Below are 17,831 nucleotides of genomic sequence, written 5' to 3'. Positions count from 1 at the left end.
TTATATATCCTGAATCTTAAGCACTATCTTGCCGAAATGGGCATCGGCTTCCATCATTTTGTGCGCCTCTACCACCTGCTCGATGGGGAAGACCGCTGAAACGATGGGTACTATGCTTCTGTCGGCGAATTTGGGCAGTGCCGTCTTTGTAAACTCGGCCACTATCTCGCCCTTCATGGGCACAGGTCTGCTTCTGAGCACCGAGCCGATTATCTGCTGACGTTTAACCATCATCAGCGCAAGGTTAAGCTCGGCCTTGATTCCGCTGATAACGCCGATTATCACCAGTCTGCCCGCATAGCCCAGAGAGTCCATGTTGGGCTTGAGATATTTTGCGCCCACATGGTCTAGGATCACGTCCACGCCCTTCTTTTTCGTAAATTCTTTAACGGCTTCGGAGAAATCCGGAGTTGTGGTGTAGTCTATTACCAGAGCCGCACCCAGCTTTTTCACATCCTCAATCTTTGAGGGAGCCGCAGTTATGATGTATTTGCTGTCGGGAGCCAGAGCGTTCGTCAGCTGGATGGCCGCAGTGTTAACCCCGCCGCCTCCGCCGTGGAAGATGGCCGTTTCGCCGTTTTTAAATCCGCCTATCATGAAGACGTTAGAGAAGGCCGTTATGTATGATTCGCACACGCACGCCGCCTCTTCGAAAGACATGGATTCGGGAATAGCCATAAGATGACATCCGTATGCCACCGCATATTCGGCATATCCGCCGCCGCCAACAAGGGTCATGACCCTGTCGCCGACCTTCCATCCGGTCACTTCGCTGCCCAGTTCTTCGATTATTCCCGCAACCTCAAGTCCCAGTATTTCGGAATCACCGGGAGGGGGCGGATACTTCCCTTCTCTCTGAACCAGATCGGGTCTGTTGATTGACGAAGCCGCAACCTTTATCAGAACCTGATCTGCCGCCGGAACGGGTTTTTCGGCTTCGCCCACATACATGTTCTCTGCGGGGCCGAACTCTTTGAGCAGAACTGCCTTCATAAACTGAACCTCCAATAATATATTTAAACAATTAGTAAATCATCCCATTTATTTTAATAGTTTTGCACAAAAACTCAGATTTGAAAATACGAAAAAAGAGTGCCCGCTGTTTAGCTAAAATGTACATTTGTACAATGAGAAGCTACTTTTCGGGCATTCCGACATAACACTTGAAATTTATGCCCAAGAGTTTACAATCGTTATCTCCAAATGTTTAAAAGGTGATAAATATGAAAAAAATAATGGCAGTTTTGCTTACATTTGCATGTTTTTCCGCTTTTGCGGCCGATGCGCCGAAAAAGGTGGGTATTTCCCAGATAGTTGCGCACCCTGCACTGGATGCGGTTCAGAAGGGGATAATCGACGCTGTTGAAAAATGCGGCATGAAGAACGGAAAAGACGTTGTCTTCGACGTTCAGCTTGCCAACGGAAACATGGTCACTGCGGGACAGATAGCCGACAAGTTTGTGGGCGACAAAAAGGATCTGGTGGTTGGAATCGCAACCCCCACAGCTCTTGCTCTGGCAAGCACTTTCACTAAATCATCACCCAAAACTCCCGTCATCTTCTCAGCGGTCACAGACCCTGTGGGTGCAAAACTGGTTAAGGATATCAAAAAGCCCGGCGGAAACATCACGGGTGTCAGCGATATGCTCCCCATTGACACACAGTTTCAGCTTATCTTCGACCTTGGCTACAAGCCCAAGGCAGTGGGTATAATCTATAACGCAGGCGAGCAGAACAGCCGCTCCCAGCTTGAGCTGACCAGAAAGGCTGCCGCCGCCAGAAAGGTTAAGCTGGTTGAGCGTGCCATAGCCAGCACAGCGGATATCTCCGCCGCCGCAAACGGACTTGTGGGTCTGGTCGGCGCAATATTCATAACAACCGACAACACAGTGGTTTCCGCTATGGAATCCGTGCTTAAGGTTGCCGAAGCCAACAAGATTCCCGTTGTAATGTCCGACACCGACTCCGTTAAAAGGGGCGCACTGGCGGCATACGGGTTCGACTATTACAAACACGGACTCCAGACAGGAAACATGGTGTGCAGAGTGCTGAAAGGTGCTAAACCCGCCGTTACCCCTGTTGAGTTCCAGAAAGATCTGGAACTGGTTATAAACGAGAAAGCAGCCGCAAAGATAGGGGCAAAGATCCCTTCGGCGCTGCTCAAAAAAGCGGATGAAGTTATAAAATAATGACACAATATGCATTTTTGGGAGCCATCGAGCACGGGCTTGTGTTCAGCCTGATGGCTCTCGGTGTTTTTCTTACATTCAGAGCACTGGATTTCCCCGATCTTTCGGTGGACGGTTCGTTTCCTCTGGGCGCTGCTGTGTGCGCAGTTCTGATAACAAAGGGCGTTAACCCGTGGTATGCCGTCGCTGCGGCGGGGCTTGCTGGTGCGTGCGCCGGATTTGTCACTGCGTTTCTGAACACAAGGCTTAAGATTCTGAACCTGCTGGCGGGGATCCTGACCATGATAGCGTCATATTCCATTATCCTGAGGATAATGGGGATGCCGAACATGCCCCTTCTGGGTTATGACACTATCTTCACGCCCATCGAAAACATGGGTTTTTCGCCTCAGACGGCTGGAATACTGGTGTTTGCGGCGGCGGCTTTTCTGGCGGCGCTGTTTCTCATCTGGTTTTTTCACACAGACATGGGGCTTGCGCTCAGAGCCACAGGCGACAACATGAAGATGGTTCGTGCGCAGGGGATAAGCACAGACAGAATGATATTCATCGGAGTATCCTTCAGCAACGGTCTTGTTGCTCTCTGCGGAGCTTTGGCGGCCCAGTTTCTGGGTTTTGCGGACGTTAACATGGGAATAGGAACCGTGGTTGCGGGTCTGGCATCGGTAATAGTGGGCGAAGCTCTGCTCTCCAGCCGGAGCGTTCTGCGTGCGGTTGTCGGAGTAATTTTAGGCTCCATGCTGTACCGCATGGCGATAGCCTATGCCCTGTCGTTCCAGATAGGCGAGTTCCGGTTCTCCCCCGGCGACCTTAACCTCATCACAGCGGTGATAGTGGTTCTGGCTCTGACATTCCCCAAACTTCGCAAGAACATAGGGGTGGCCAAATGATCGATCTTATGAACGTGCGCAAGGTTTTCAACGCAGGAACAGTTAACGAGAACGTCGCCATCGGCGACCTTAGTCTCAACATAGAAAAAGGTGAGTTCGTGACCGTCATCGGCAGCAACGGTGCGGGAAAATCAACCATGCTCAACCTTATCGCAGGAATACTTACCCCCGATGGCGGAAACGTTGTCGTAAACGGCAGGGACATCACAAAGATGCCTGATTATAAAAGAGCAAAGTTCATCGGTTCCGTTTTTCAGGATCCGCTGAGCGGCACTGCAAAATCCCTCACCATTGAGGAGAACATGGCCATTGCCCATAAAAGAGGACAGGGCAGGTGGTTTGCCAAAGGGGTCAACAGAAAGAACAGGCATTATTTCGCAGAGAAACTGGCGGATCTGGGGCTGGGGCTTGAAAACAGGCTCAAGACCAACGCAGGTCTTCTCTCCGGCGGACAGAGACAGTGCCTCACCCTGCTGATGGCTGTAATGGCGAATCCGGAGATTCTGCTTCTGGACGAGCACACTGCGGCGCTTGACCCGAAGACAGCCGAACTGGTCATGAACCTGACCAAGCGTCTGGCGGATGAAATGAACCTTACCTGTCTGATGGTTACCCACAACATGAAACAGGCAATCGAGTTCGGCTCACGCATCATAATGATGCACGGCGGCGAGATTGTTGTGGATGTTAAGGGTGCTGACAAGAAGGGGCTGACGGTTAAAGACCTGTTGCAGATGTTCGAGCAGGTGAAGGGAAGCGGAATCGACGACGATAAGCTCCTTCTGGGAGTCTGAGAGAGATCCTTCGGCTTTTGCCTCAGGATGATAATAATAAGGCGGCCTGAAGGCCGCCTTTTTTTGTTTATACCGTTTCAGCCTGAGCAGATGCTTCGGGCTGTCTTTTGTGGCGCAGAAGGTGCACCATAAGGTAGACTATCGGTGTGTCGACAAGCGCTATCACCAGTTTGATGAGCCATTGGCCGAGAATAAGCGGCACAACGGGCATTGTTCCGTAGAAAGCTATTAATATGAAGATAACCGAATCCAGAAGCTGCGACATGGCTGTGGAAAGGTTATTGCGCAGCCAGAGGTGTTTCTGGCCTGTTTTCGTTTTTATCAGATGGAACAGCCACACGTCATTATACTGGCTGATGAGATATGCCACCAGAGATGCGAAAATTATTCTGGCGGATGTGGAAAGAACTGACGAATATGCGTCCTGATTCTGCCAGAAGGGTGCCGAGGGCAGAGCTATTGATATCTGGATGAGAACAGCAACAATGACAAGGCTGAAAAAACCGCCGATAACAACGTTATTAGCCGTTTTTCTGCCCCATATCTCCGTAATGGTATCGGAGATTACGAATGTGACCGAATATGCAAGGATGCCCGCAGGGACAACCACTCCCGCAATTGTAATGATCTTGCTGGCAAGCACGGAGGCTATGGTCAGCGAAGAAATGAATACTGCCGTTAAGATGGCAAGACTTCTGTCGTTCATTTTTTCCTCTTTTTGATGTATAAAGGCGGAATATATTCCGAACGGAAGCAAAAATCCAGATAAATGTGAGGCTGACATGCGCTACTGGCTTATGAAATCCGAACCCGGCTGTTTCTCCGTTGACGATCTGGCGGAAAGACCCGACAGCACAACTCCATGGGACGGCGTGAGAAACTATCAGGCACGCAACTTTATGCGGGATGATATGAAGGCGGGCGACAGGGTGCTTTTTTATCACTCAAACTGCGAGGAGCCGGGCGTTGCGGGACTGGCGGAGATAGCCTGCGAAGCCTATGCGGACTATACGGCGTTCAACCCCGCCGAGAAGCACTACGACCCGAAATCCGTTCCGGAAAAGCCCGTCTGGATGATGGTGGATGTTAAACTGGTGGACAAGTTCGACAGGGTCGTGACCCTGAAAGAGATAAAAGCGGACGACAGACTGTCCGGCATGGAACTGGTGCGGAAGGGCTCAAGGCTCTCCGTTCAGCCCGTTTCGGAGAACGAATATAAAACAATACTCAGAATGGCAGGTTACGATGAGAAGAAGTAAGAAGCGTGCAAGCGCAGAACAGACGGAAATGATGCTCAGAAGCGGCAAGGTGCTCTATCTGGCACTGGCCGACGGAAACATTCCCTATGTTGTGCCCATGAGCTACGGCTACAGGGACGGAGTGATATACATGCACTGCGCAAACGAAGGCCGTAAGCTTGATATGCTTAAAAAGAATGCCGAAGCGGCGTTCAGCATTGTTCCCTCCTGTGAGCTGATAAAAAAGGATACATCCTGCGGCTGGACATTTAACTTCGAGAGCGTTTCCGGCTCAGGAAATGTGGAGTTTGTGACCGACGCTGAAGGAAAAAGAGCCGCACTCAACGTTCTGATGGAGCATTACGGCAAGTTCGACAACAGCTATCCCGACGAGATGATGGACGTTACCTGTGTTCTGAAACTCACTGTTAAAGAGTGCTCAGGGAAAATATCCCCTGCGCCTTCGGTGCTCTGATCATGTCTAAGGAGAAATATCCGGTAACACAGGCCGTAAGGGTTCTGAGGGACAACAAGGCGGAGTTTGAGCCGCACCTTTACGACTATGTTGAAAAAGGCGGCACAAAACACTCAAGCGAGTCTCTGGGTGCGGACATACACACCGTAATAAAGACGATCATCCTTGAGGATGATACCAAGACCCCCATTGTGGTGCTTATGCACGGTGACAAGGAGATATCCCTAAAGAAGCTTGCCAGAGATATAAACGTTAAAACCTTAAAACCCTGCGAGCCTGACACGGCTAACAGACACACCGGATATCTGGTGGGCGGAACATCCCCCTTCGGCACAAAAAGGGCGATGAAGGTTTATATGGAAAAGACCATAGCCGATCTGCCCAGAATATTTATAAACGGCGGCAAGAGGGGCTTTCTGGTGAATATTGCGGTGAGCGAAGTTATAAGAATTTTGAAACCTGTTGAAGTCGAAGTCGCCATAGATAAATAATTGAGGCTTATATGCTTCGCAGACTCTGGAGAAAGTTTCAAATGCAGAGACTCTTCGGCTGAAACCTCAGAGTGACTGAAATAACGTCACTGCGAACACTGGTTTCATTTTGTTTTGACTAAGGTTCATATAGCCGCTAAACTACTGTTGTATATTTCTGCGAATCTGAAAAGAGGGTTAAATGTTCAACAGCAGAGTGGTTTCTGTGGCCGGTTTTTCCCTTGTTTTTTCATATCTGCTGTCCTTTCTCTTTGAGGGGAGGGTGCTTTACAGCGTCATGGAATATCACGGCGCATATGAAGGCCGGTATGTAATTATTGCAATAATTGCGCATTTCGCAGGACTGGTCTCCTGCGGTTTTTTCGTCCGCAGTCTTAATCAGGCAAAGCGCACCGTTCTTGCGGGAATGGCCGTCTGTTTCATCATAACCGTTCCCTTTTTCTTTCCGCCGAATTTTCTCTGGATCGCCGCACTGGCCGCAGGGGGATACGCCTCCGGATGTGCAGTTGCCGCATGGGGCTATTTTCTTAAAGCGTTCACACCTGCAAACAGACGCATAAAAACATGTGCAGATGTGCTCATATTTTCAAATTTGCTGATGATAATAATAAATATCACTGCCGTCCAGGTTTCACACTATGCCGGACTGGTTCTGTCGCTGATTTTTGTGGGGTCGGGTATGCTGCTTATCAGGCGGCTTCCGGCTGAGCAGGTTCTCTCTGAAAAAAGACCTGCGCCTGTGTGGGATACGAGAAAACCTATGGTAGTTCTTTTTCTTTTCGTCTTCATAATCACCATCAACTCAGGTCTTATGTATCAGGTGATGAACCCCGCATTCGGGCATCTTTCCTCCCTTACAAGCTGGTACTGGTCGGTTCCCTACATCGGTGCACTGCTTATAATGCGCAACCTGCCCGACAGGGTTAAAAGGTTTGTGGTGCTCTATATCGGCATGGGGCTTATAATTCTGTCGTTCATACTGTTTATGGTTCTGGGCAGGGGAGTTGCCGACTATCTGGCGGTGAACACTCTTATGCTGGGAGCCTGCGGCATATTCGATCTGTTCTGGTGGAGCATCATAGGCGAGATGATGGAGCATACTGAAAACCCTGCGAAAACTTTCGGGATAAACCTGTCCGCAAACGTTCTGGGCATTCTGACAGGAGGTGCGGCGGGGATGGCGATAACCTCGGCGGAATTTCCCGATTCGGAGGTGGCGGTGATAGCCCTGTCTGTTGTGTGCGTTACTCTGGCAATGCTCCCTCTTGTGAACACGGTGCTTGTTCGCAGGCTTAGAAACCACGCATATCTTATGGATGAAACAGCAGACGAAACACCTGTGATAACCCCTCCGGAACCCCTCACAGCAAGGGAGCAGGAGGTGCTTCCTCTCATTCTCTCAGGAAAATCAAACAAGGCCATTGCGGATTCCCTCTTCATAAGCGAGAGCACGGTGAAGTCTCATGTCCGGAATATCTTTTCAAAGTTCGGTGTGGCAACCCGTGCGGAGCTGATCAGTATCCTCCTGTCAAACCGTCAGAAATAACCGTTTCATACTTTAGTACTACTCAATTTCAGCCTTCCGGATGATGCTTTTGCGGCTTTAATCTTCTACACTTGAAGAAAAGAGGTGGCCGACATGAGAAGGGTTTTGATATTGGCATTAAGCGGTCTTATCTCCGTTTTCATCCTTTCGGGATGCGGAGGGGGCTCCGGCACAGCCGAGCCTGCAACAAAGCAGAGTGTCTCCCTTCCTCAGGTGAGCGGAGACAGAGCGGCGGCGGAAAAGGCCGGAGCGATAGCCGTTCGTCAGTACGTTCTGGCGAGACTGAAAACAGAGAAATTCATAACATACGACTTTTCAAATGCGGACAGGGAAGAGCTTAAAACCCTGATAGACGATGCACTGGCCGCATGGGCGCAGGCCGAAGCAACGGCAGGGAAAGCCGAAGCCATAGCCGCCGCAGTTGAGGCGAAAGAGAAAAAGCGGATAGCCTCAAGGGCTGAGCAGTCGCCTCAGGACTGGGCAGAGGAGCTTATAGGCAGTTTCGATGCATATCCGGCGGGCAAGAAGATAAGAGGTCTGGCGGCACAGCTGGGTGTGGACGCACAGCAGGCCAACGAACAGCTTGAACTTGCGAAACAGATAATAAATTCCGATGCCGAAGCCGATGCGGAGATGTATGACAATCTGATGAAGGCGGCAATGGCAACCAAAACAGTCTGCAAAACAGGACTGTTCGTTGCGGGAGTGATATCCACAGGCGGCAGTCTTGGTGCTCTTGCAGGGGGATCAACATCCCTTATGACAGCAGGGGGCATAATAGTAGGCGGAGCTGATACTCTGGTGGATATCGGCGCAACTTCAAGCACCATAATTCTGGGAGAGAACAACAGGGTCACGATAGGTTTTAACGACATAAAAGAGAAACTGGGGCCGCTCTCTTCCGTTGTGGGACTCATGACCTTCAACCCTGCGGAGACAGGCGAACAGCTTTCATATCTCGGTGATACCATTCTGGATTTTGTTAATGACGGCAAGATCCTGGGCGGACTTATAAAGTGGGAGAACGGCGCTCCTTCGGCAATAGATATAACAGAGATACCTCTGGACGGAAGAACACTGCAAACTGTTGTGAACGAGCTGAAACAGCAGGGGTTCGAAGTCGATGAGGAGACTCTGGAAACCACTGCGGAAAGCCTTGCGGAGCTTATAGAGGAAGGCTTTGACATCAGTTTTGATGAGATCAGCGCAATAATGGACGACCTTCTTGCGGGAGTGGTTCCTGCCGACGACACTGATGATGAAGGCGGAGATACCGGCGGCGAAGATCCCGGAGAGGGGGATACCGGAGGCGACACCGGGGGTGACACCGGAGGAGATGATTCGGGAGGAGACACAGGCGGTGACGACGACGGTGAGGTCGATGAAGACCCGAGCACGGATCCCGGTGAAAATGACAGCGACGTACCTTTGACCATAGGAGACATACTGGGCTATTACAACGTGACCATGAGTGTTGCCAATCCCGAATCCAACCCCGATGCCACAGGCATGACAGCCGTAATAAGGATCTGGCAGACAGACTCAGGCACGCCGATAATATATTCAACAGCTGCGGCGGGCTACTTTGTGTTCGATTCAGCGACAATGGATGCCTACGGTTCAAGCAGCGGTGAATATCTCAGATTTTCCGGAAGCATAACCGGAGTAATATCGATAAGCGGATATCTGGTATACGGAATACCCTATAACGTCAGCGGAGTAAAAATTCCCTGATGATACAACTTTGCCCTTGGGGCTGATTGAAAAAAGCGGGTGTGAAAGCCCGCTTTTTTTATCGAGGTATGATATGAGCACATGTCTGTGGAGTTCGCAGCATCCACAGACCTTTGAAAAACTTTATAAAAATTTAGAAAGCTCAGCCAGATCTCTGGCTGCGGAACCTTCCAGTCTTGAATCGATGCTGTTGCGGATGTAGAGGTTCTTGGCGTTTATAACCGCCTTTGATACGGCCTGCATCTGCTGGGCAACGTCAATATCGGCATCCCCCTCCATTATCATTTCGATAACTTTAGACAAATGACCGTTAGCTCTTTGAAGTCTTTTAACAATTTCTTCGTTAGCCTTCTGTTCCATGCGAGTATCCTATCCTGTAGGATAGGATATGTCAATCAAAAAAACAAAGGTACAGCGAAAATCCTTGACGGAATATATCGCAAAATGCATATTCGTAGAGGCATGGGGAAAAGGCCATGCCTGCGCATCTGGAGGATGAAATGAAAAAACTGATACTTCTGCTTCTCACCGTTGTTCTCATGTCCGGCTGTTTCGGCAGCAAAAAGGAATCGGAAGGTTCCGCAAACAAGGTCACCACCGTTTCAAAGGGATTTGTGGACGAGCTTAAGAAGCAGTATGCGGGCAAAGCGATAATCGTTAACTTTTTCGGCTCATGGTGCCCCCCCTGCATAAAGGAGACTCCGGATTTTATTGAGGCATACGAAAAATATAAAGGCGATGACTTTGTTATCGTGGGCATATCTGTCGACAAAACCCTTGAGGATGCCCAGAAGTTTGTGGACGAACACAAGATAACCTATCCCGTTTTCCATGCGGATTCAAACCTCGGCATGGAAATGAACATATACACCATTCCGGCCTCTTTCATCTTCAAACCGGACGGACAACTGTTCGAAAGGGTCGAAGGCCCCCTTTCCCCGACACAGCTGGAATATATCGCCACTAAATTGAAATAAAACGCAGATTTGCCATTGATTTTATTATCGGCCAATCTATTTTTATCAATGAAGAACCGCCGTTTAAATAGGGCGGGTGAGTGAACGATACACGGATTGACCCGTGCAGGAATTAGTTAAACATGAACCAATTTTATTTTTGCGAAAGATGAACAGATTGCGGAGGCTCCCTAAATGATAGAGACAACGGTCAAGTGCGTTATCAGAGAACCCCTCACTTCCAGATATGTGCTTCTTCTCGAAACACTTTGCGGACATTATCTTATCCCCGTCAACGTGGGGGATTTCGAAGCTGAATCCATCTACTGCGTTCTGAACAGAATAAACACCCCCAGACCCATGACATATGAATTCATCGCCCGCATACTCGACAGCATCGACGATGCGAACATCGACCGTGTGGTTGTTGACAGATATGAGAACGGAAATTACAAAGCCAGCATATACGTTATATGCAATAAATCTGAAAAGCGTATCGACTGCCGCCCCTCAGACGGCATAACCCTTGCGCTCAGAATGGGCGTTCCGGTGTATGTTGAGGACGACATCCTCTGCCCCGCCTGCTGTGTCGACAGGACACACATAAACGAGGACGACAACAAGATCCTCGGAACACTTATCGATAATCAGGACAGCCTGTTCTGGAACACTTAAAGTATACTAAATAAAAATAATTAGATTTTTTTAATCTTTCTTAACAAAGATTTGCTCAGACCCTATTTGTGTGTGTATAATTAGATTATGTAACATCTTATTATTTTCGGGGTCTGCCTAATGCTAAAAAGTCTCCTTGGGCAAATAATTCAGAAGGCATATTTCGGCTGTGTCTTCTTCAACACAGACGGTTCGCCCGATTTTGAATCTGCTGTTGTCGCCGATGTCAATGACTCATTTCTCAAAATTACAGGCTGCATTAAAGATCAGATGCTCAACAAACGTCTGGGAGACCTCAGCTGCCCTTTTTTCACGTCAGATTTTCCCATTCTTGTAAAAGATGCACTCACCACAAAGGTATATCACTTCGTGCCGTCTTTCGGCAGGGGGTTCCATGTGGAGGCTGTGGCTTCGGGCACAGAGCTTGCCATAATAGTCCGTGACGACACTTCCATGCGGACAGCCTATGAAACTCTGAAACAGAAGCAGGAACAGCTTAAAACACTTATAAACGCAACACCCGACCTTATCTGTTTTAAGGACAGCAAGGGCAGATGGCTTGAGGCCAACAGGAGCAATCTGGAGATATTCTCCCTTCAGGATGTGGATTTTGTCGGCAAGGATGAACTGGAACTGGCCGAGAGCACCCTTCCGGTATACAGGGAATCTTTCCTCTGGTGTGCGGATTCCGACGAGAGGACATGGCAGAGCGGTGTCATGAGCAGAGAGGAGGAACTTATCCCCAAACCTGACGGTACGCCGAGAATTTTTGATGTTATCAAGGTTCCTCTTTATTACGATGAGGAGAAGACAAAGCGCAAAGGCATCGTTGTTCTGGGCAGAGATATAACCGAACAGAAGTTAATTCAGGATGAGATAAACAGGCAGTCGGGGCTTATAAACTCCCTTTTCAACGCCATTGACGATCTGGTGTTCTTCAAGGGGACCGACGGTCGGTACATGGGATGCAACAAGGCCTTTGAAGAGCTTGCGGGTATGTCTCAAAGCGAGCTGATGGGCAAAACCGACCACGAAATATTTGAAAAGAGCGTTGCCGATGAGTATATCGCCAACGACAGAGTCACCCTTGCCATGATGCAGAAGCGGCAGAACGAGGAGTGGGTTCAGTTCAAGGACGGCAGAAAAAGACTGATGCTCACAGTTAAATTCCCCTTCTGCGGAGCCGACGGCGAGTTGAAGGGAGTCATGGGCATCTGCCGGGACATAACCGAACTGCACAAAAAGACTCTGGAGCTTCAGAACATAAACTCCACCCTCCACGAAACCATTCAGAAGGAGACGGAGAAGAACAGAAAGTATGAACAGATGATATTCAACCAGAAAAAACTGGCGGATCTCGGAAACATGGTGAGCGCCATTGCCCACCACTGGCGTCAGCCGCTGAACGCTTTGGGGCTGTATGTTCAGGATGTCAGCCAGACCCACAGGGACGGTCTTCTGGACAGCGAATACATAAACGGATTCGAGACTACCTGCATGAACATTATATGCGGGCTTTCGTCCACAATCGATAACTTCGGAGATTTCTTCAAACCTGAGAGTAAGCTGATAACATTCAACGTAATGCTTGAGGTAAGGGATATCCTGAAAATATATGAAGCGAAAATGGCCTATCTGGGCATAACCTTCAGAGCCTCCTGCGTCTGCGGAGACAACTTTATGGACTGCGGCGAATATGTCGACCAGCTTCGCTGCCGCTATAATGAAGCGAGAGTGGAGGGATACAGGGACGAGTTCAAGCAGGGCTTCATAAACATACTTCAGAATGCGGTGGACGCAGTTCAGGAAGAGTTTGAGAGCAACGAATGCCTTGAGAAGATAATCAGCGTCAGCATCGGCATGAAAGAGGACAGGATCGAGATAGGCATATTCAACAACGGAAAGCCTATTCCTGCATACGTTGCCGAGCGCATCTTCCATCCCTATTTCACCACAAAGGGCGAAGGCAAGGGGACGGGGATAGGTCTGTATCTTACCAAGAATATTGTGGAAAACTATATGAACGGCAGGATCTTCTTCGAGAATACCGAGAACGGGGTATGCTTTTTTATAAGTCTGCCTGTTAAGCCTGCTTAGAATCACCTTTGTAGAGTGTAAAATCCATCACGACGGTAAGTCCGCCCAGATGGTTGTTAAATGCCGCCACTTTTCCGCCCATGCTCTGCTCGGTGAGCACTTTTACCATGTAAAGGCCTATTCCGGAGGAGTTCGCATCGTTTTTTGTACTGAAATACGGCTCGAATATCCGGCCGATAAGCTCGGGGGCTATTCCTGTTCCGTTGTCTTCAATACTTACGGTCACCCTTGTGTCGGAACAGACGATGTTAACCGTAATGCTCCCCTCCATGCCTGGAATTTTTCCCATCCTGTCGTTTATTGCCTCAAAGCTGTTGTTGAAGATGTTCACCACCATCTGGCGGAACTCTCCGGCGGAACCGAACAGATTTATCTCGTGGCATAACCCGCAGTTCTGACAGGGCGAGAAGTGCATATCCTCCTCCCTGCGGCACATGAAACGGGTCTTTATGTTGTGTGATGCCAGTCTGACAGCCATCACGGAGTAGGTGTTCTTAAGCTCCTCTATCACGTTGAAAGGTTCCTTGTTCGCTCCGGTTTCGAAGAAAAGGCGGAAGTTGTCGATGGTGTTTGACATGTTTCCGACCAGTTCCATGGCGGTCTCTTCAAATCTGACGTAGCCTTCTGAGTTTTCGTCAATGCCGAGGGTGTCGGGCATGGTCTGTATCATAAGCCCCAGAGCGTTCAGAGGCTGACGCCACTGATGGGCGATTGCGCTCATCATCATGGCCATGTCGGCGAATTTTTTCTGCTCTGCCAGAACGTGAGACTGTCTCCGGTTCTTCTCAACCTCATCCTCAATGCGTATCTGCAGGTTCCTGTTGACGTTCTCAAGCTCCAGATTAAGCTCTCTGAGCCGTTTTTCCATAGCTATGTTGTCGGTTATGTTAAGGCAGTTGAACAGCAGGGAGGACTCGTCAATTTTGACAGCCTTCGCCATCAGGGCTATCTCCTTGCCCCTGCGGGTGACTATGTGCAGTATTCCGGAATTGCTCCCCTCGTGCATGGCTATTGAATAGAATTTGTTTATTTCCGCTCTGTTGTCTTCGGTCATGAAGTCGTAGAAGGTGTGACCTGTTACGTCTCTCTTTTCCGCACCCAGAACTTCGCAGAAACGCTTGTTGGTCTCAATGAACATCTTCGAATCGTTGGCCGTAAAGATGGACATGGGTGAGTTGTCGATATATTCACGATACTTCCGTTCGTTGACGGCCAGCCTGTTTATGGTGTCGGTGTGGGATTTTTCCAGAGTGCCGACCGTTCTGCTGAAACCTATGCCGATGATAACCAGCGAGGCCACGCAGAAGAAGAGCGTTATGAAGATTGTGTTGAGCGTGTAGGTCAGGATGGATGATACGGAGGAGGTCACGTCCTTTGCATACACAAACCTGCCCAGTTCCTGTCCTGTGCCGCTGTAAAAGCGGATATCGTCCAGAACCCTGTAGTGAACGTCGCCCACATGCATCGTCTCCGGCAGTTTGTCTATGCTGCCCCTGGCAGAATCGAATATCCTGCGGAACATGGACATGTTCCCCTCTGGCATAAGATAGTATCTTCCGTATGACTGCATCCCTTCGGGTTTCAGGTTGTCCTTTTCCAAAAGAACAGCCATGCTGTAGCCGGTGGACTGCTCCATGCCCCTTCCGTAGAAAGACAGTGAGGTTCCCAGTTCCACAGCGGCTATGATGCCTCCGTCAGAGTATATGGGTATAGCGGAGAACTGCATCATCTGTCTGCCGCAAAGCTCGTATGAGGTGCTGGCGGAGATGCTGTTCAGAGCGTTTGTTACGGCCTTTGAATATCTGCTCTGGCATCGGTCGAGCTTGCCTCCGGAAAACAGCGTCTTGCCGTCGGAGGATATCACCCTGTAAACGAAGACATCATCCGGAAACTCTATGTCCATGGCGTTTGAATGGACAGACATTCTGCCTGACAACAGCGGCATATTTCCGGTTTCAACGGCCTCCAGAAGCTCATGGTCGGCCGCCGCACGGGTCAGGTTTGATTTCAAAACCCCCGAAAGACGTGACGCCAGAAGCCTGTGGTTGTTTTCAACCAGATAGCTCTGGCGGGTGATGTCGTTTCTGTATTCGAAATATCTTACAGTAATATTGATGAATGCGAAAATGACGCATAGTGTAATAAGAACCACACTGACATATATGAAGATGCGGTGCTGGACGCCCTGATTGTTTATCATTACACAGTATAGCCCTTTAAACTTTGACTAATCAAATGAAAATGGAGAGAAAAGAAACGGGGCGTGTGAATAGATCACAAGCCCCGTAAAGAGTTATTTTTTCTTGATAACGTAAATGAGTGCGCTCGCACAGGCGATAGAGGAGTATGATCCGACGATGATACCCACCATGAGTGCGAATGAGAAGCCGTTGATAACCTCTCCGCCGAAGAAATACAGAGCTATAACAGAAAGGAACGTCAGGAAAGACGTTATTATCGTACGGCTCAGTGTTTCGTTGATACTGTTGTTCATAAGGTCTCTGAGCGATATCTTGCCCTCTTTGTCCTCACGCATCTTCTCTCTGATACGGTCGAAGATAACGATGGTGTCGTTAAGCGAATAACCCACCAGAGTGAGAACCGCAGCAATGACCGAAATGCTTATCTCTTTGCCCAGAAGGCTGAAGAATCCGAGAGTGATGATAACGTCGTGTACAAGGGCTATTATCGCCGCAGAAGCGAAAACAAACTGGAACCTGACAGCGACGTATATAAGAACGGCGATTATGGAGTAGATAACGGCGTTGAACGCCATTTTCTTCAGATCCTTACCCACCTGCGGGCCCACCTGCTCAACACGCACCACCTGAAACTTATTGTCTTTCATTTCCTGAGTAAGACCGTTTTCGATGGATTCGCTGACCCTTTTAAGATCCTCGTCGTTCTTTTCAACACGGATGAGAACATCCCTGTCGGAACCGAAGTTCTGAATTACGGCCTCGCCGACGTTCGCCTTGTTCATAACATTGCGGATTGTATCCAGATTGGGGGTTTTTTCAAACTCAACCTGAAAAACAGTACCGCCTGCGAAGTCGATGCCGTATGTAAATCCCTTTGTAAAAATGAGACCGAGGCTTATGAGTATAAAAAATCCGGAAATGGCGAAGAAAATATACGCCTTTCCCATGAAGTCAATTTTTGTACCCTGTTTAATCAGTTCAAACATTTCGCCCCTCCACTATATGCTAAGTGATTTGACTTCTTTTCTGCCCATGTATGACCAGAAGATCACACGGGTTACAAAGATAGCCGTGAAAAGGGACGCTATGATACCGATGGCCAGTGTCACTGCGAAGCCTTTGATTGGTCCCGTACCGAACTGGTAAAGCACCACTGCTGATACGATGTTGGTGACGTGGGCATCTATGATGGAAGAGAATGCCTTATCGTATCCGCGCTCCATAGCGTTCATGGGTGTTCTGCCCTGTCTCAGTTCCTCTCGCACACGCTCGAAGATAAGCACGTTCGCATCGATGGCCATACCCACTGTCAGGATGATACCTGCAATACCGGGCATGGTGAGCGTTGCGCCGAACTGCGCCATTACTCCGAGAATTATTACGAAGTTGGTGAACAGTGCAAGGTTTGCAACCCAGCCGCTGAGTCTGTAATATACGCCCATGAAAGCAACGATGAGAACAAAGCCTATGATGCATGCGTTGATGCCGGCTTTGATGGAGTCCTGACCCAGAGAGGGTCCGACTGTTCTGTTCTCTTCGATCTTAACGGGGGCGGGCAGAGAACCGGCACGAAGAACGATGGCCAGATCCTTTGCCTCCTGCATGTTCGACATACCGTCGATGTATGCTGAACCGCCGGGGATTTTTGATTTGATAACGGGAGCGCTGTATACGTTGTCGTCAAGGACGATGGCCATGCGCTTGCCGATGTTTTCGCCTGTGAGCTCTTCAAACAGCTTGCTGCCTGCGGCATCGAGTTTAAACTCGACAACGGGCTGGCCGTATGTGTTTGAAAGGCTGACCTGAGCGTCTGTCAGATAGTCTCCGGTGAGCACAACTTCCTGCTTGAGCACATAGGGAACTCTGCTGACTGCGCCTGTGGCGGGGTCTTCATGTTTCTGATAGAGGATGACGTCATCAAAGGGGATGTTGCCGCTGTCCGCATCTTTCTGGGAAACGGTGTCGTCCACTATGTGGAATCTGAGCTGAGCTGTCTTTCCGATGAGGTTGATAGCTCTTTCGGGATCAGTGATTCCGGGGAGCTGAACAACTACCTGATTGATGCCCTGTCTCTGGATGATGGGTTCGGAAACGCCGAACTGGTCAACCCTGTTGCGCACAACTTCAAGCGACTGCTCCACTGCGGAATCCTTGATCTCTTTAACATACTTCGCATCGAAGATGAAAGAGAGGGTGTTCGCATCGGAGATGGTCACGTTCTGAAGGTTAGGATAGTTCTTTTTAATGATATCCTGTGCTTTTTTGTAATCGGCGGGGGCTTTCAGAGCTATGTTTATCTTCCCGCCGCTTGCTTTCTGTACGAAATTAAAGTTTATCTTTTCAGCTGCAAGCTCTTTTCGAAGCTGAACAACGGTGCTGTCGATCTTGGCGTCAACCGCCTTTTCTGTGTCAACACCGAGAACAACGTGCATACCCCCCTGAAGGTCAAGACCAAGGTTGATCTTTTTGTCCAGCGGAAACATTGAGAAAAGCGACCAGCCGAGAACAATTATAATTACTGCCCAGCGGACTTTCAGGTTCATAC

The 17,831-nt window shown here is 49.3% G+C and carries 17 protein-coding genes; 11 read left to right on the top strand and 6 right to left on the bottom strand.

Annotation, left to right across the window (positions count from 1 at the left end; genetic code table 11):
• Nucleotides 1-993: an NAD(P)H-quinone oxidoreductase gene (locus tag C8D98_RS12050; RefSeq protein WP_132874411.1), complete on the bottom strand. Its 993-nt coding sequence runs from the start codon at nt 991-993 to the stop codon at nt 1-3.
• Nucleotides 994-1,223: 230 nt separating this feature from the next.
• Here C8D98_RS12050 and C8D98_RS12045 point away from each other — a divergent pair, with 230 nt between their 5' ends.
• The 3 genes from C8D98_RS12045 to C8D98_RS12035 are packed head-to-tail and all read left to right on the top strand — an operon-like array spanning nt 1,224 to nt 3,873.
• Nucleotides 1,224-2,189, top strand: coding sequence for an ABC transporter substrate-binding protein (locus tag C8D98_RS12045; protein WP_132874410.1), 966 nt, complete (start codon nt 1,224-1,226; stop codon nt 2,187-2,189).
• The gene (locus tag C8D98_RS12040; RefSeq protein WP_132874409.1) at nt 2,189-3,079 is read left to right on the top strand and encodes an ABC transporter permease; all 891 of its coding nucleotides are present in this window, start codon (nt 2,189-2,191) and stop codon (nt 3,077-3,079) included. The genes C8D98_RS12045 and C8D98_RS12040 overlap by 1 nt, the downstream gene beginning before the upstream one ends.
• Nucleotides 3,076-3,873 carry an ABC transporter ATP-binding protein gene (locus C8D98_RS12035; protein WP_132874408.1) on the top strand — a complete coding sequence of 266 codons (798 nt, stop codon included), beginning with the start codon at nt 3,076-3,078 and terminating at the stop codon, nt 3,871-3,873. The genes C8D98_RS12040 and C8D98_RS12035 overlap by 4 nt, the downstream gene beginning before the upstream one ends.
• A 67-nt stretch (nt 3,874-3,940) precedes the next feature.
• On the opposite strand, the gene C8D98_RS12030 is transcribed toward C8D98_RS12035, so the two are convergent.
• Nucleotides 3,941-4,579 carry a queuosine precursor transporter gene (locus C8D98_RS12030; protein WP_132874407.1) on the bottom strand — a complete coding sequence of 213 codons (639 nt, stop codon included), beginning with the start codon at nt 4,577-4,579 and terminating at the stop codon, nt 3,941-3,943.
• Between the two features lie 76 nt (nt 4,580-4,655).
• On the opposite strand from C8D98_RS12030, the gene C8D98_RS12025 reads away from it, so the two are divergent.
• The 5 genes from C8D98_RS12025 (at nt 4,656) to C8D98_RS12005 (ending at nt 9,357) form a co-directional block, all read left to right on the top strand.
• Nucleotides 4,656-5,132: an EVE domain-containing protein gene (locus C8D98_RS12025; RefSeq protein WP_132874406.1), complete on the top strand. Its 477-nt coding sequence runs from the start codon at nt 4,656-4,658 to the stop codon at nt 5,130-5,132.
• Nucleotides 5,119-5,586: a pyridoxamine 5'-phosphate oxidase family protein gene (locus C8D98_RS12020; protein WP_132874405.1), complete on the top strand. Its 468-nt coding sequence runs from the start codon at nt 5,119-5,121 to the stop codon at nt 5,584-5,586. Before C8D98_RS12025 ends, C8D98_RS12020 begins: the two co-directional genes overlap by 14 nt.
• 2 nt (nt 5,587-5,588) lie before the next feature.
• The gene (ybaK, locus tag C8D98_RS12015; RefSeq protein WP_132874404.1) at nt 5,589-6,077 is read left to right on the top strand and encodes a Cys-tRNA(Pro) deacylase; all 489 of its coding nucleotides are present in this window, start codon (nt 5,589-5,591) and stop codon (nt 6,075-6,077) included.
• Between the two features lie 181 nt (nt 6,078-6,258).
• Complete coding sequence (locus tag C8D98_RS14020) at nt 6,259-7,623, top strand: helix-turn-helix domain-containing protein (protein WP_132874403.1); 1,365 nt, start codon at nt 6,259-6,261, stop codon at nt 7,621-7,623.
• A 93-nt stretch (nt 7,624-7,716) separates the two neighbouring features.
• Complete coding sequence (locus C8D98_RS12005) at nt 7,717-9,357, top strand: hypothetical protein (protein ID WP_132874402.1); 1,641 nt, start codon at nt 7,717-7,719, stop codon at nt 9,355-9,357.
• A gap of 123 nt (nt 9,358-9,480) precedes the next feature.
• Here the strand turns inward: C8D98_RS12005 and C8D98_RS12000 are convergent, their stop codons facing one another.
• A complete protein-coding gene (locus C8D98_RS12000) occupies nt 9,481-9,717 on the bottom strand; it encodes a metal-sensing transcriptional repressor (protein ID WP_132874401.1) in 237 nt (78 codons plus the stop codon).
• 140 nt (nt 9,718-9,857) lie between these two features.
• Between C8D98_RS12000 and C8D98_RS11995 the strand changes: the two genes are divergently transcribed.
• The 3 genes from C8D98_RS11995 (at nt 9,858) to C8D98_RS11985 (ending at nt 13,085) form a co-directional block, all read left to right on the top strand.
• On the top strand, nt 9,858-10,334 hold the full coding sequence (locus C8D98_RS11995) for a TlpA family protein disulfide reductase (protein WP_165871318.1): 477 nt from the start codon (nt 9,858-9,860) through the stop codon (nt 10,332-10,334).
• Between the two features lie 174 nt (nt 10,335-10,508).
• Nucleotides 10,509-10,988 carry a bifunctional nuclease family protein gene (locus C8D98_RS11990; RefSeq protein WP_132874399.1) on the top strand — a complete coding sequence of 160 codons (480 nt, stop codon included), beginning with the start codon at nt 10,509-10,511 and terminating at the stop codon, nt 10,986-10,988.
• A gap of 120 nt (nt 10,989-11,108) precedes the next feature.
• Nucleotides 11,109-13,085, top strand: a complete 1,977-nt coding sequence (locus tag C8D98_RS11985) for a PAS domain-containing sensor histidine kinase (protein WP_132874398.1) — start codon at nt 11,109-11,111, stop codon at nt 13,083-13,085.
• On the opposite strand, the gene C8D98_RS11980 is transcribed toward C8D98_RS11985, so the two are convergent.
• The 3 genes from C8D98_RS11980 to secD all read right to left on the bottom strand — a co-directional run bounded on the left by C8D98_RS11980 (nt 13,072) and on the right by secD (nt 17,829).
• Nucleotides 13,072-15,285, bottom strand: a complete 2,214-nt coding sequence (locus tag C8D98_RS11980) for an ATP-binding protein (protein ID WP_132874397.1) — start codon at nt 15,283-15,285, stop codon at nt 13,072-13,074. The genes C8D98_RS11985 and C8D98_RS11980 overlap by 14 nt on opposite strands.
• 93 nt (nt 15,286-15,378) lie before the next feature.
• The gene (secF, locus tag C8D98_RS11975; protein WP_132874396.1) at nt 15,379-16,272 is read right to left on the bottom strand and encodes a protein translocase subunit SecF; all 894 of its coding nucleotides are present in this window, start codon (nt 16,270-16,272) and stop codon (nt 15,379-15,381) included.
• Between the two features lie 12 nt (nt 16,273-16,284).
• Nucleotides 16,285-17,829 carry a protein translocase subunit SecD gene (gene secD / locus C8D98_RS11970; protein ID WP_132874395.1) on the bottom strand — a complete coding sequence of 515 codons (1,545 nt, stop codon included), beginning with the start codon at nt 17,827-17,829 and terminating at the stop codon, nt 16,285-16,287.
• Between the last annotated feature and the right edge of the window lie 2 nt (nt 17,830-17,831).

The organism is Seleniivibrio woodruffii (genome assembly GCF_004339245.1).
Classification (GTDB): Bacteria; Chrysiogenota; Deferribacteres; order Deferribacterales; family Geovibrionaceae; genus Seleniivibrio; species Seleniivibrio woodruffii.
This window is presented reverse-complemented; position numbering and strand designations above follow the sequence as displayed.